This window comes from Enterococcus sp. DIV0756 (assembly GCF_051710745.1).
Lineage (GTDB): Bacteria > Bacillota > Bacilli > Lactobacillales > Enterococcaceae > Enterococcus_A.
This window is the reverse complement of record NZ_JBIOLF010000001.1, coordinates 825,327-838,621: the sequence shown is the minus strand read 5'-3', so window position 1 is coordinate 838,621 and position 13,295 is coordinate 825,327. Positions and strand designations below refer to the sequence as shown.

At 38.7% G+C, this 13,295-nt stretch carries 15 protein-coding genes; all 15 read right to left on the bottom strand.

The features are described 5' to 3' along the window. Positions 1 to 133: 133 nt before the first annotated feature. The 15 genes from galU to IGI44_RS03960 all read right to left on the bottom strand — a co-directional run bounded on the left by galU (position 134) and on the right by IGI44_RS03960 (position 13,258). Positions 134 to 1,027, bottom strand: a complete 894-nt coding sequence (gene galU / locus IGI44_RS04030; protein ID WP_438786535.1) for a UTP--glucose-1-phosphate uridylyltransferase GalU — start codon at positions 1,025 to 1,027, stop codon at positions 134 to 136. A 19-nt stretch (positions 1,028 to 1,046) separates the two neighbouring features. Beyond that, a complete protein-coding gene (locus IGI44_RS04025) occupies positions 1,047 to 2,066 on the bottom strand; it encodes an NAD(P)H-dependent glycerol-3-phosphate dehydrogenase (RefSeq protein ID WP_438786534.1) in 1,020 nt (339 codons plus the stop codon). Positions 2,067 to 2,229: 163 nt separating this feature from the next. Beyond that, on the bottom strand, positions 2,230 to 3,060 hold the full coding sequence (gene lgt, locus IGI44_RS04020; RefSeq protein ID WP_438786533.1) for a prolipoprotein diacylglyceryl transferase: 831 nt from the start codon (positions 3,058 to 3,060) through the stop codon (positions 2,230 to 2,232). Position 3,061: 1 nt separating this feature from the next. Beyond that, a complete protein-coding gene (gene hprK, locus IGI44_RS04015; protein WP_016181284.1) occupies positions 3,062 to 3,997 on the bottom strand; it encodes an HPr(Ser) kinase/phosphatase in 936 nt (311 codons plus the stop codon). 581 nt (positions 3,998 to 4,578) lie between these two features. Beyond that, on the bottom strand, positions 4,579 to 4,941 hold the full coding sequence (locus tag IGI44_RS04010) for a phage holin family protein (RefSeq protein WP_438786532.1): 363 nt from the start codon (positions 4,939 to 4,941) through the stop codon (positions 4,579 to 4,581). Then, positions 4,941 to 5,261, bottom strand: coding sequence for a PspC domain-containing protein (locus IGI44_RS04005; protein WP_438786531.1), 321 nt, complete (start codon positions 5,259 to 5,261; stop codon positions 4,941 to 4,943). The genes IGI44_RS04010 and IGI44_RS04005 overlap by 1 nt, the downstream gene beginning before the upstream one ends. Before the next feature lie 25 nt (positions 5,262 to 5,286). Then, positions 5,287 to 6,837: a daptomycin-sensing surface protein LiaX gene (liaX, locus tag IGI44_RS04000; RefSeq protein ID WP_438786530.1), complete on the bottom strand. Its 1,551-nt coding sequence runs from the start codon at positions 6,835 to 6,837 to the stop codon at positions 5,287 to 5,289. Positions 6,838 to 7,018: 181 nt separating this feature from the next. Continuing rightward, positions 7,019 to 7,696 (bottom strand): phosphate signaling complex protein PhoU, encoded by a 678-nt coding sequence (phoU, locus tag IGI44_RS03995; RefSeq protein ID WP_438786529.1) that lies wholly within the window; start codon positions 7,694 to 7,696, stop codon positions 7,019 to 7,021. A 19-nt stretch (positions 7,697 to 7,715) separates the two neighbouring features. Further along, positions 7,716 to 8,471, bottom strand: coding sequence for a phosphate ABC transporter ATP-binding protein PstB (gene pstB / locus IGI44_RS03990; protein ID WP_438786528.1), 756 nt, complete (start codon positions 8,469 to 8,471; stop codon positions 7,716 to 7,718). 339 nt (positions 8,472 to 8,810) lie between these two features. Next, positions 8,811 to 9,611, bottom strand: a complete 801-nt coding sequence (gene pstB / locus IGI44_RS03985; RefSeq protein WP_438786527.1) for a phosphate ABC transporter ATP-binding protein PstB — start codon at positions 9,609 to 9,611, stop codon at positions 8,811 to 8,813. A 71-nt stretch (positions 9,612 to 9,682) separates the two neighbouring features. Continuing rightward, positions 9,683 to 10,570, bottom strand: coding sequence for a phosphate ABC transporter permease PstA (gene pstA, locus IGI44_RS03980; RefSeq protein ID WP_438786526.1), 888 nt, complete (start codon positions 10,568 to 10,570; stop codon positions 9,683 to 9,685). Further along, a complete protein-coding gene (gene pstC / locus IGI44_RS03975) occupies positions 10,563 to 11,495 on the bottom strand; it encodes a phosphate ABC transporter permease subunit PstC (RefSeq protein ID WP_438786525.1) in 933 nt (310 codons plus the stop codon). Before pstC ends, pstA begins: the two co-directional genes overlap by 8 nt. A gap of 268 nt (positions 11,496 to 11,763) precedes the next feature. Next, entirely contained in the window at positions 11,764 to 12,024 is a 261-nt protein-coding gene (locus IGI44_RS03970; protein ID WP_438786524.1) for a helix-hairpin-helix domain-containing protein, read from the bottom strand. Further along, on the bottom strand, positions 12,021 to 12,413 hold the full coding sequence (locus IGI44_RS03965; RefSeq protein ID WP_438786523.1) for a VOC family protein: 393 nt from the start codon (positions 12,411 to 12,413) through the stop codon (positions 12,021 to 12,023). The genes IGI44_RS03970 and IGI44_RS03965 overlap by 4 nt, the downstream gene beginning before the upstream one ends. A 68-nt stretch (positions 12,414 to 12,481) precedes the next feature. Then, positions 12,482 to 13,258: a helix-turn-helix domain-containing protein gene (locus IGI44_RS03960; protein ID WP_438786522.1), complete on the bottom strand. Its 777-nt coding sequence runs from the start codon at positions 13,256 to 13,258 to the stop codon at positions 12,482 to 12,484. Positions 13,259 to 13,295 lie beyond the last annotated feature (37 nt).

The following is a 13,295-nucleotide window of genomic DNA, read 5'->3' as shown; positions in this document are numbered from 1 at the left end:
GAGATATTATATAACAAAATAACTAAATATTTCTATTTGATATAATGATGTCTTGTATTAAAAAAACAAATAATTCGCTCGATAAAATAACAACCAATATAAAAAGCGCAGTTCCGAAACTGCGCTTAACCAATTATTTTTTAATTTTATTTTGTCCGCTTAATTCTTTCCCCAAGGAAATAATATAATCATGTAATTTATCTTTAATCTCAGGATGTTTCAAGCCGTATTCAATACTGGTTGTCATAAACCCAAACTTATCACCAACATCGTATCGTTTTCCGCTAAATTCTTGTGCAAAAACGCGTTGTGTTTTATTTAAAGTATCAATGGCATCCGTTAATTGAATCTCATTACCTGCACCAGGTTTTTGTGTTGCCAATACTTCGAAAATTTCTGGTGTCAATAAGTAACGGCCAATAATCGCCAAGTTACTAGGTGCTTCCTCAGGCTTTGGTTTTTCCACAAAGTTCTTCACGTTGAACAATCCTTTAGAGACTTCTTCACCAGGATTAATGATTCCGTATTTTGACGTTTCACTTTCAGGTACACGCATTACTGCGATTGTTGCTGCATGGGTTTGTTCGTAATCATTCATCAGTTGTTTGGTTAGTGGCACACGATCTTCCATTATATCATCGCCCAACATAACAACAAAAGGTTCATTACCAACGAATGCTCGCGCTTGTAAAACCGCATGCCCTAACCCTTTCGGATGTGACTGACGGATAAAATGCAAATTAACATCTGTTGTTTCTTCAACCAATTTCAACAGATCTGTTTTTCCTTTTTCCTGTAAATTCATCTCTAACTCAATATTCGCATCAAAATGGTCCTCAATTGGTCGCTTCGCTTTGCCTGTCACGATCAAAATATCTTCGATCCCAGATTTTAACGCTTCTTCAACGATAAATTGAATCGTTGGTTTGTCAACGATAGGCAACATTTCCTTAGCCATCGCTTTTGTAGCTGGTAAAAATCTTGTTCCCAACCCAGCGGCTGGAATGACTGCTTTTTTTACTCGCATAAATCTTATCCCACTCTTTCTACTCTAATGTAAATTCATTTTCAAATGTACCTTCACGCATCATCAAATCACGACAAGCCTGACGCACATCCTTATCATTGTATAAAACATCATAAATTGTTTCTGTGATTGGCATGCTGACATTCATACTATCTGCCAATTCCTTAGCAGCTTTCGTCGTCGAAACACCCTCGACGATCATGCCCATATTATCTAAGACCTCATCTAATTTATGGCCTTTACCTAATAAATTCCCGGCACGCCAGTTTCGTGAATGAACTGAAGTACAGGTTACGATCAGATCACCCACACCGCTCAAGCCAATAAACGTTAGCGGATTAGCGCCCATCTCAACACCTAACCGACTGATTTCTGCTAAGCCTCGCGTCATAATTGCTGCTTTGGCGTCATCTCCGTAAGAAAGGCCTGCCAAAGCTCCTGCTCCTAAAGCAATAATATTTTTTAATGCAGCGCCCATTTCGACGCCAATCACATCTGGATTCGTATAAATTCTAAGGTACTCATTCATAAATAATTTTTGGACGTAACCTGCTAGTTTTTCATCTTTACAGGCAGCAGTAATTGTTGTTATATCATGAACAGCAACTTCCTCTGCATGGCTTGGTCCCGATAAAACAACTACTCCTTGACGATGTGCTTCAGGAATTTCCTCTATTAAAATTTCAGAAATCCGTTTATGCGTGTCTTGCTCGAGTCCTTTACTTGCATGAATAATTACAGGTTGGTTCTCAGCTACTTGAGCAAATTCCTGCGCCACTGAACGGATCGCTTTTGTTGGAACAACAAACAGAACCGCGTCTGCATCTTTTACAGCATCCTTCAGGTTTTTCTCACCCTTGATGCTTTCAGGAATTTTTAAATCTGGTAAATAATGACGATTCGTGTGATACGTATTGATTTCATCAATTTGTGCCGCATGATTTCCCCAAATCCTTACTTCGTGCCCGTTTTCTGCTAATACCTGTGCTAATGCCGTCCCCCAAGAGCCTGGGCCTAAAACTGCAACTTTTTGTTTCAAAGAAATTTCCTCCTAATTGATAATAAAGCATTTTTATTCTAAATGAAGAGCTATAGTTACTAGCTACCAATAACGAAAAACACTCATTCAATCGATAACATAGTACATCCTTTTTTGTAAGAAAGTCCTTTCATCTATCATAGCATAAACTGAGCACTCGTTCTTATATCAGCGCTTGGTTATCCCCGTGATTACGCTCATAAGCTTTGATGTCCGTACGTTTTTTGCGACGATAATACAATAAAACGATTCCACTAATAAAGAGAATTAGAGACAGGACTTGTGATACCCGCAGGCTACCAAAGAAATATAAACTATCTGTTCGCATTCCTTCGATAAAGAAACGACCAAAGCTATACCACGTCACATAACCTAAGAATAATTCCCCACGTTTAACCGCAACTTTTTTTCTAATAATCAAAATTAGGACAAGTCCGATAAAACTCCACATTGATTCATAGAAAAAAGTCGGTTGACGAAAAGCACCGTCAATATACATGTTATTGATAATGAACTGAGGCAGATGCAAATTTTCTAAAAATTGGCGCGTCGTTTCTCCACCATAAGCCTCATGATTCGTGAAGTTTCCCCATCGCCCCATCGCTTGACCCAGCATAACCCCTGGTGCAACTACATCTAAAAACAGCCATGGATCAATAAAATGATGGCGAGTATACACGAGTAACACAATGACGGCCGCGATCAAGCCACCATAGATAGCCAAACCACCGCTTCGTGTATTGAATATCTGGATTGGATCAGCAAGATATGGTCCCAAATCAAATAAAATGTAATATAGTCGGGCGCCAATAATTGCGATCGGCAGTGCCCACAAAATGAAGTTTGTCATGTCGTCTTCCTTCAATCCGACCCTGACTGCTTCACGGTTAGACATCCACAGAGCAAGCGCAATTCCAGAGACAATGATGATCGCGTACCAATAAATTTGAAGACCAAACAATTCAAAGGCAACACGATTTATTTGAGCAACCATGTTACTGTCCAGAATTTTCTTCGATTAATTGGGTTAAACGATCTTCAAAGGTCTTCGTTGCATCGTAACCCATTGTTCGCGCACGGAAATTCATTGCCGCAACTTCAATAATAATCGCGACATTTCGCCCAGTTTTTACAGGGATCTTTACTTGTGGGATTTTTACTTCCGCAATCTCCACTTCTGTGTTTCCGCTACCTAAGCGATCGTATTTTTTATCTTTGGACCAGCTTTCTAAGTAAACGGCTAATTGAACAGGCATTGAGCCACGAACGGCACTGGCACCAAATAAATTCATCACATCGATGATTCCGATCCCACGAATTTCGATTAAATGTTGTAAAATTCTTGGTGGTTCCCCCACCAGCGTTAATTCATCCTGTTGGTAGACATCCACACGATCATCTGCAATTAAACGATGTCCGCGCTTTACTAATTCCAACGCAGTTTCACTTTTACCGATCCCGCTGTCTCCTTGAATCAAAACACCCAAGCCATAAACATCCACGAGTACACCATGAACACTGGTTCGTGGTGCTAAGCCGCCATTTAAAAAGCTTGAAATCTCACCTAATAAACGCGAAGTTGATATTGGTGAACTCAATACTGGAATATTGCGTTCACTAGCCGCCTCAATCATTTCTTTAGGCGGTGTCAATCCACGCGATACGATGAAAGCAGGCGTATCGTCACTACACATACGACGCAAGACCATCAAACGTTCTTCTGGCATCATACGTTCGGCAAAGGTGATTTCTTTATTTCCAAAAAGCTGCAAACGATCATGGGAATAATAATTAAAATAGCCGGTTAACTCCAATCCGGGACGAGAAATATCGCCGGTGGTAATAACCCGCTCAAGACTCTCTTCATCACCAGTTACTACTTCCAATGAAAGCTTATCAACTAGTTCTTTTACTTTTACTGTTTCAGCCATATAATCCCTCTTTTCTACACTTCCGCTCTATTTTATCATTTTATCCATGGAGTGACTAGGTGGAGACAGTTTTCCAAGCAAGAATGAAAAAAGGCTTTATAAATAATTTATAAAGCCTAGCCTAGTGATTGAGTGCTATTCAATTAAATAGTTCAGTTTTTTTTAGCCTATTTATCCGCAAAATAGATCGCCATTGACAGCTAGCTTATTTTTAAGGAATCATTTTCCCCAAAAGCGGAAAAATAGTTGTATCTTCGTACACATATCATTTTTCTAACCTGCTAGTCATCTCTTTTTATAAGTGAATAAATTTCTTACAAAATTTATCGTTCTTTTCGATGACATACCATTTTTCTAATTACGCTAAAGTGTAAGAAAAACTGGCAAAGCAGGAAGAAAAACTGACAGCTAATTCGTTTCTAAGTATTAACTTTTTCAAAAACCAAAAAAGTTATATTGATTCTCATCACGCATATCATTCTGCTAAACATCATGTTCTTTATCAATATGGATTATTAAATATTCATCTCAAACTTTACCTTCTGCGAAAAGCAGAACTGGCAAAAAACGGATAGGTAAATTTACCTATCCGTGTACTTGTCGATATTATGATCTGAAACGATCGCATTGACAATCGCCATGACAACAGCCACCATGATTGAGATGGCGAAGCTGGAAAAGCCAAAACGATAATTTCCTAATAAGTTGGAAGTCAATTGCAGCATACCAGCGCTTATCACAAAGCTAAACAGCCCTAACGTCAAAATATTTAACGGCAGTGAAAGTAAAATCAAAATTGGTTTCACCAAAGTATTTAAAATGGATAGGACAAAGCTTGCGGCAATAGCCATCGTTAGACTTTCCACATAAACTTGATTAGGAAAGAGCACTGACAGTGAAATAAAGATCAGTGCATTAGCTATTAAGCGCTGTAGGTAAGTCATTAAAAGTCGCTCCAGTCATCATCGTCGATTTTGTCCGCTTTCTTACGTTTAGTGGACGCCTTCTTCTCATAATTGTTGTAGTCATTGTTACCGTAGTATGGATTGTTATGTCCATAAGAATCCCGGCCCCCTCTTGGAGCTGCGGGAATCACTAATGCTAACAAGATATATAATACAACCGGTGCGCCGATTAAGCCGAAACTTAAGAAAACATAAATCACACGCACGATTGTTGGATCAATCCCGAAGTATTCGGCGATCCCGGCTAAGGTACCTGTCAGTACCACATTTGTTCGTGACTTTTGTAATCTCTTTTGCATATGAATCTTCCTTCCTTATTATTTCCTAATTGTCGAAATCTTTCAAGAAAATACTACCAGTTGTTGTTGAAACATCGATTTTTGCCATATCTTCAGCAACTCGACGGAATTGCAACAAACGATTGGTTTTTTCTTTTTTCTCTCTGATTACTTCATAGTTTGATAAACGATCATTGATACTTCCAAGGCTTGTCTTAGCCAAGCCTTCCAAGCCAATTGTTTTTCCTACAGAAACTTTAACATTTCCGTTAACTGAGCTGGCTTTAATTTTTTGTAGGCTATCATGACCAGCAGTCAATTTCACATCGCCATTGACTAATGAGATGCCATAATTTTGAATTGCCGCTTTTGTAGTGATATTGCCATTAACTGTTTCAATGATTGAGTCTAAGATGGCTCCTTCATTGATTGAGATATTGCCGTTAACCCCTTGGATTTCTAGCATTGTTGCATCAATGTGTTTAAAGGTAATATTCCCATTTGTTGATTTAGCATACACATCTTTGGCATCCATCTCTTCAACAGTTAAATCACCATTTAGTAATTTAACCGCCACATGATCGTAAGTCCGTTTTGGCAAGTAGAAAACTAATTCTGCTTGAACCCGTTTATTCGGAATTTGGAATGAGATATGATCATCATTCACTTCGATCTGACTGCGTTCCATTAATGATTGTAAAGGAGTTGCTTCATTCATTTTACCATAAAGTTTGACTTTCGCATCCACTTTGATAGCCGCATCATCCCAAGCTTTTAAGGTAACTTTACCATTTGCTAGCTTGATATCAATTAAAGTTGGCTCAACATCTGTGTATAAGAATTGGTGCTCAAACTTAGAGGTGACTAATCCAGGAACTTTTACGTTGAAATCTTTCCAATCAACATTTTCTTCTACTGTATCAGAAACGGTTTTCCAAGTCTTTTTCATCAGACGGCTTAATTGAATGCCGGCTTCTCCCAGCTTTTCACCAACTTGCGAGAATGTTTCGCTCGCTTGGTCTTTCAACTCGTCTGGAATATCAAAGCGTGTCCCTTTACGTGCTTTACGAGACTCCTCTTGATTATCTTGTACGTTCTTTAATTCTTCTTCTTGTTCTTCGACTTGTTCATCTAAGTCAGCAATTTGTTCCTTTAATTCAGCGATGGCTTCTTCAACAGCTTCACGGATGTCATCATCTTCATCTGACAATGTATCCAGTTCTTCTTTTGTGTCCAACTCCATCAAGACTTCTTGTTTTTCATGAAGTGCAGCTTGCAATTCATTTTTCTTTTGATTGATCTCATCAATACTTGCAGAAATCTGATTGGCTTCTGTTGCTAAATCATCGAAGTAAGCTTCAAGGTCTTCCAAGTCCTGTTCTTCAGTCCCGTTGGCTTCTTCTCTATCTTTTCCTGTTTCCCATTCATCAACTAAATTTGTTGCTTGGTCGCGGTGATAAGAATCCACTTTATCTGCAGCTTGTTTGATCTGTGCTTCATCCTTCGCCTTAGCCATGCTTTCTAATAAATCCAAACCTTCTTCAGTTGATAAAATACCTTTTTTAACTAATTCCAAAATTCGTTGTCTTTCATTCATAGAAATTGCCTCCTTCAAAAAGCAAATACATTACTTTTGTTTACATTCATATTATGCAATGTTTTTATGTATTTGTCATAGGACTAAAGACCCATCTTTTTATCCGACTTCATGAATAAATGTGTTTCTTCCTATTTAACATGTAAAAAAACCAGCTAGAAATTTCTAACTGGCGCTTGCTTTAAAAGTTTTCATTGCGATTACTGTTCAACTCAGTGATTTTCCCCGTGGCTAAGTAAACAATCCATTCACAGATGTTCGTTACATAGTCACCCACACGCTCTAAGTAACCAGCCACATGCAGGTAATCCGTTCCACTAATGATTGTATCTGATTCCTTTTCCATCGTATTGGTCGTCATATCATAGATTTTTTGGAAATAATCATTTACGCGCTCATCCATTTTCGCAATCATTCGAGCGTCTTTTTCGTCCGTCTTCACGTACGCAATTAAAACATTATCTACCATTTTCTTCACGTAATTAGACATCTCATTGATTTCTTTTTCAACCTCTAAAATCCGCGGCAGACCTTTCAGACGAATCGTTGACTTGGCAACAGAAACTGCGTGGTCCCCCATTCGTTCTAAATCAGAGCTGGCCTTCATGATCGTAATGATCGTTCGCAAATCAGTCGTTACTGGCTGCTGCAATGCAATCATTTCAAAGCTTTTTTTCTCTAAACGAACTTCCATATCATTGATTTCAATATCGTGATCGATAACTTCTTGGGCTAATTTCTTATCGTGATCAATATATGAACGAACTGATTTGTGTATGGCACTGGAAACCATCATACCCATTTCATAAAACTGATTGTGAAGATTCAGTAAATCTTCTTCAAATTGTGTACGTAACATTGTTACCCTCCTTTTATCTCTAACCAAATTTCCCTGAAATATAATCTTCGGTTTCTTGTTTTGCCGGATCTAAGAATATTTTTTTCGTCTTGTCGAATTCAATTAACTCACCTTGTAAGAAGAAAGCGGTACGATCTGAAATTCGTGATGCTTGTGACATATTATGAGTAACAATAATGATCGTGTAGTTTTCTTTCAATTCCAACAACATATTTTCGATTTTCCCTGTTGAAACTGGATCCAGCGCACTCGTTGGTTCATCCATTAAAATCACTTCAGGATTGACGGCCAATACGCGAGCAATACAAACGCGCTGTTGCTGTCCGCCGGATAATGACAGCGCACTTTCATGCAATTTATCCTTTACATCATTCCAGACTGAAGCAGCCTTGAGACTTTCTTCCACCACTTGATCAAGTTTGCTTTTGTCTTTCTCACCTTTTAATTTTAACCCATAAATGACATTCTCGTAAATCGAAAAAGGAAAAGGATTCGGTTGTTGGAAGACCATTCCGATTTCTTTCCGCAATTCTACAGTATCTGTTTTGGGGCTATAAATATCTTTGCCCTTATACATGACGCTCCCTGTGATTGTAACACCTGGAATCAAATCATTCATTCGGTTCAAGGAACGTAAATACGTCGATTTCCCGCAACCTGAAGGTCCGATCATCGCAGTGATCTCGCCCTTTTCTATTTCCATATCAATGCCTTTTAAAGCCTCTTTTTTACCATAATATAAATGAAGGTCTTTGGAAGTAATAATCTTCGACATTCGTTCTCTCCTTTTTCATATATAGGAATTAATTTTTCCTTTCAGAAAAATTAGTCTTCTCTTCAAGCCGTATACCATTCCTCTAGGTTGCATTTTTGCTTTTTTATCCCCTACTTGCAAAGGAACTCTCCGCTATTACCAACTGTGAAAAGAGGAACTGCCATCCTTTTTCATATATAGGAATTAATTTTTCCTTTCAGAAAAATTAGTCTTCTCTTCAAGCCGTATACCATTCCTCTAGGTTGCATTTTTGCTTTTTTCTCCTCTACTTGCAAAGGAGCTCTCCGCTATTACCAACTGTGAAAAGAGGAACTGCCATCCTTTTTAATAGTACGGATCTTAACCAAAATGTCCTGATACATAATCTTCAGTCGCTTGAATTTTCGGACGTGTGAAGATTTTGGCTGTTTCATCATATTCAATGACATGTCCTAAATAAAAGAAGGCGGTATAATCACTGATACGAGCAGCTTGCTGCATGTTATGTGTCACAATAATAATGGTATAATTCTCTTTCAATTGAACCAGTGTTTCTTCAACCGTTCCTGTTGATATTGGATCTAAGGCACTCGCAGGTTCATCTAGTAACAGAATATCTGGCTTCATTGCAATGGCTCGAGCAATACAAAGACGCTGTTGTTGTCCTCCTGATAGAGCCAAAGCACTTTTGTCAAGATTGTCTTTTACTTGGTCCCATAGGGCCGCTTGCTTCAAACTCGTTTCAACGATTTCCTCTAATTGATGCTTGTCACGCATGCCGTGTTGCTTCAAGGCAAACGTGATATTTTCACGAATAGACTTACTAAAAGGATTTGGACGTTGGAACACCATACCGATGCGTTTACGCATTTCATAAACATCAATATTTGACGCATTGACATCTACTTCTTTATACATGATTTTACCAGTCACGCTAGCACTGGCAATCCCATCGTTCATCCGGTTCAAGGAACGTAAATAGGTTGACTTTCCGCAGCCCGATGGTCCAATCAAAGCGGTGATTTTATTTTTTTCAAACTCAAGATCAACACCCTTAATGGCTTCATTGTCACCGTAGTAAACATGCAAATCCTCTGTGTGCAAGGCGATATCACCAGGCATCCTGATAATATTACGTTCTTCCCAATTATATTCTTTCATTGAATTTCTCCTAGTTCAATATTTCCTGCGAAAAGCAGAACTGACATCCTAGTTTTTACTACTATACTTGTTTACGCTGAAGTCATTTTTTTATGAAGTCGTTTACCGATTGCTCGCGCGCCGAAGTTAAACAATAGGACCGCTAAAATCAAGACAGCGGAAGCTCCTGCTGAAACAGACGTTCCATCGGGCATCGTACCTTCAGTATTAATCTTCCAAATATGCACAGCTAAAGTTTCTGCCTGACGGAAAATACTTAAAGGACTCGAAACACTTAGTGGATTGAAATTAGTAAAATCTAGCGCAGGTGCACTTTGTCCGGCTGTATAAATTAATGCGGCCGCTTCTCCAAAGATACGTCCGGAGCTTAATATAACCCCCGTCAAAATTCCTGGCAGCGCATCTGGAACGACGATCTTAGTAACAGTTTCCCAGCGTGACAAGCCTAAGGCTAACCCAGCTTCCCGTTGTGTATAATGAATTGCTCTTAAGGATTCTTCAATATTTCTTGTCAATAATGGTAAATTAAACAACGTTAACGCCAATGCGCCAGAAAGAATCGAAAAGCCGTAGCCGAATTGAATAACAAAGATTAAAAAGCCGAACAAACCAACCACCACTGAAGGCAGCGAACTTAAAATCTCAATGGATGTACGGATAACATTAGTGATCCAATTCTTCTTTGCATATTCAGACAAATAGATTCCTGCTCCTAATGAAATAGGAAGACTGATAATCATCGTAATTAGCAGCAAATAGATTGAATTGAACAACTGAATGCCAATCCCTCCGCCTTTTTGATATGCCTTTGAAGGCGAGGTCAAAAATTCCCAAGAAACATGCGGCAATCCGCGAATTAATATATAGAGTAAAAGAAAAGCCAAGATTGCAACAATTAAACCAGAGACAGTATATAAGATACCCGTTGCGATTTTATCTGCACGTTTTGCTTTATCCATTGCTTATCTCCCCCTTCTTCCCGATATAACGAATTAGAATATTGAATACTAAAGACATGAACAAAAGAATCAATGCTAGTGACCATAAAACATTGTTTTCTACTGTTCCCATGATCGTATTTCCGATACCCATCGTCAAAATCGACGTCAGCGTAGAGGCTGGCGTGGTTAAACTTGTTGGCATCAACGCTGCGTTTCCGATTACCATTTGGATTGCCAGTGCTTCACCAAAAGCACGGGCCATACCGAAAACAACCGCAGTCAAAATACCAGGAACTGCCGCACGCAAAACGACTTTATAAATCGTTTGCCAGCGTGTGCCGCCTAAAGCCAGAGAGGCTTCACGATAATGGCGGGGAACCGATTTTAATGTATCTACCGTCATTGTTGTTACAGTCGGTAAGATCATGACGAATAGAACGAAGGTCCCAGATAAAATCCCAAAACCCGTACCACCAAAAATTGAGCGGATAAATGGTACGATTACTGTCAAACCAATAAACCCATATACAACCGAAGGAATTCCAACAAGCAATTCAATGACCGGTTGTAAAAATTTCTGTCCTTTGGTTGGAGAAATCTCAGTCATGAAGACTGCAGCTCCAATTGCAAAAGGAGTTGCTACAATAGCGGATAAAAATGTTACCATAAATGAGCCTAAAATCATGGGTAAAGCGCCAACCAATGGCTTCCCGTCAGGTCCTGTGGCACTAGGATTCCAGACCGTTCCAAATAAAAAATCAAAAACATTAATTTTATCTACAAAAAAGGTTGATAACCCTTTACTTGCTACAAAATAGAAAATTGCGCCAACGACAAAGACGATTAACGCAATACAAATGAAACTAACAAAACGTCCTCGTTGTTCAATCCTTGCACGTTTCGATTTTGTCGTGAGTGCTTTTTTTACATCTTCATTTTCCAAGGCTTACTCCTCCTGATTCCTACAAACTAATCCATTCGGTTTTTTACAAACCAACAAAATCATTTTACCTGTTGAAAATCAATTTCTTTTTAACCTCCTGTAACGCTTCCATGACATTTGTAAAGAAAGTGTAAACCAGATTGGAGAATCATCGCAACTGAACTGCTTGAAAACAAAAAATCCACGACCAAACCATGCCGTTACCGACAAGGAGTGATCGTGAAGGGTTGCTAACTCTAAATTGTTAAACTATTAAACTATTAAACATTTAATCTTTCCAATCCCACCAATGCTGTTTCTCTTTGGGTAGTTTGCCATTGTGATCCGCGTAATGAACGGCTAATCGATAAACATATAAGGCACAACGATCTACCTTTTCTCCTTGTGTTACACAATTCTTCAAGTAAATCGCTTCGGGATCTTGGTCTTTCAACGAATCGACAGTTGGATAACCCGCGTTGATTAAGTGTCGCGCCATATTTTTCCCGATGTCTGGAATCGTCTTTAGATCATTTATCACCTTTTTCATCCTTCCTTATATTCCGTAAAGGTTAAAATATAGCCATCTGGATCAGCGATAGCAAATTCTTTTGCCCCGTAAAATGTTGTATGGGGTTCGGTGTAAATTTGATAGCTGCTTTTAACCTTTGCGTAGAATTCCTCAAAATTTTCAACTGTGATATACATTGTGATTGAAGGCTGTATTTTTTCTGCAGCCAATATTGGGTACTCTTCACTCAGATTATTTTTTTCTTGCAGCATCAAGGTGATCGCCTCTTTAGTAAGAATCGCAAATTGCAATGTCTGATCCTTTGCAGGAACCGAAGCCACTACCTCTAATCCAAGTACCTCTTGGTAAAATTTTACCGATTGATCTACACTTACCACCATTAAATTCGTCGTAATATTTTTATACATTTTAGTCGCCTCCTCGATTTATACCTTCATTTTAGCAAGGCTGAGTTGAGACTTATTGTAAAAATGCGTCAATTTTTATAACGAGCCACCAGTTCAAGTGGTGTGATTCCCAGATGATGTTTGAAATCTTTGTTAAAATGCGGTTGATCATAATAATTGGTTACCGTCAAAATGTCTGTCGGCTTCGCCTGCTCCGAAGTCAGTATTTTCAAACACTTTTGAAATCGCAGAATACTCAAAACCATTTTTGGAGTCAAACCAAAATTTTTCGCAAAAAGTCGTTGGCATTGACGCGGACTAAAGTAGAGCAGCTCATACAATTCCTTCGTCGTTTGTGGAATCGCTTGAGAAAATCGTGGGAAAAGTTGGGTGAACTCATTGGGTTGTATTCCTTCAAATTTTTTCACTAAATAGTCTTGAAAAATTTTTTGTGCAGCTTCAAACGTACTTGTAAAAAAAGATTCCTGGTCAAAATCATCAAAAACTGCCTGCAGCAAAACGAAGTCATCCATTGCAGCCACAGCTGGAAGGCCAGTCAATTGATGAAATGCACCCGGCATCATACGCGCCCCAAAAAAACGAGCGGGTGTTTCAAGCTCATAGTCAAAATCCGTCTGCTGATTTCCTGTAAAAAAAAGCTGTTTTTGGTCAAAATCTACAATCAAATCAATGCAGCCATCTGCAATAATCACATTTTTTACTCGAACCTGTTCCTGTGTTTTCGACCACATCGACCAAAAACATAAAACAAACTCACTGCATTCAGGAATTAGCTGTTCCCGATAAACCATGGCTCGTGTAAATTCTTTATTCAATAAAAAAGGCAACTGAATCGGATAATACATCCCTCATCCCCCTAGTCAATTTATTATAATGGTTGGC

Bases quoted from the DNA above. Each gene is read 5' to 3' on its own strand.
- galU (WP_438786535.1), bottom strand. From the start codon at position 1,027: ATGCGAGTAAAAAAAGCAGTCATTCCAGCCGCTGGGTTGGGAACAAGA.
- lgt (WP_438786533.1), bottom strand. From the start codon at position 3,060: ATGGTTGCTCAAATAAATCGTGTTGCCTTTGAATTGTTTGGTCTTCAA.
- hprK (WP_016181284.1), bottom strand. From the start codon at position 3,997: ATGGCTGAAACAGTAAAAGTAAAAGAACTAGTTGATAAGCTTTCATTG.
- IGI44_RS04010 (WP_438786532.1), bottom strand. From the start codon at position 4,941: ATGACTTACCTACAGCGCTTAATAGCTAATGCACTGATCTTTATTTCA.
- IGI44_RS04005 (WP_438786531.1), bottom strand. From the start codon at position 5,261: ATGCAAAAGAGATTACAAAAGTCACGAACAAATGTGGTACTGACAGGT.
- liaX (WP_438786530.1), bottom strand. From the start codon at position 6,837: ATGAATGAAAGACAACGAATTTTGGAATTAGTTAAAAAAGGTATTTTA.
- phoU (WP_438786529.1), bottom strand. From the start codon at position 7,696: ATGTTACGTACACAATTTGAAGAAGATTTACTGAATCTTCACAATCAG.
- pstB (WP_438786528.1), bottom strand. From the start codon at position 8,471: ATGTCGAAGATTATTACTTCCAAAGACCTTCATTTATATTATGGTAAA.
- pstB (WP_438786527.1), bottom strand. From the start codon at position 9,611: ATGAAAGAATATAATTGGGAAGAACGTAATATTATCAGGATGCCTGGT.
- pstA (WP_438786526.1), bottom strand. From the start codon at position 10,570: ATGGATAAAGCAAAACGTGCAGATAAAATCGCAACGGGTATCTTATAT.
- IGI44_RS03970 (WP_438786524.1), bottom strand. From the start codon at position 12,024: ATGAAAAAGGTGATAAATGATCTAAAGACGATTCCAGACATCGGGAAA.
- IGI44_RS03965 (WP_438786523.1), bottom strand. From the start codon at position 12,413: ATGTATAAAAATATTACGACGAATTTAATGGTGGTAAGTGTAGATCAA.
- IGI44_RS03960 (WP_438786522.1), bottom strand. From the start codon at position 13,258: ATGTATTATCCGATTCAGTTGCCTTTTTTATTGAATAAAGAATTTACA.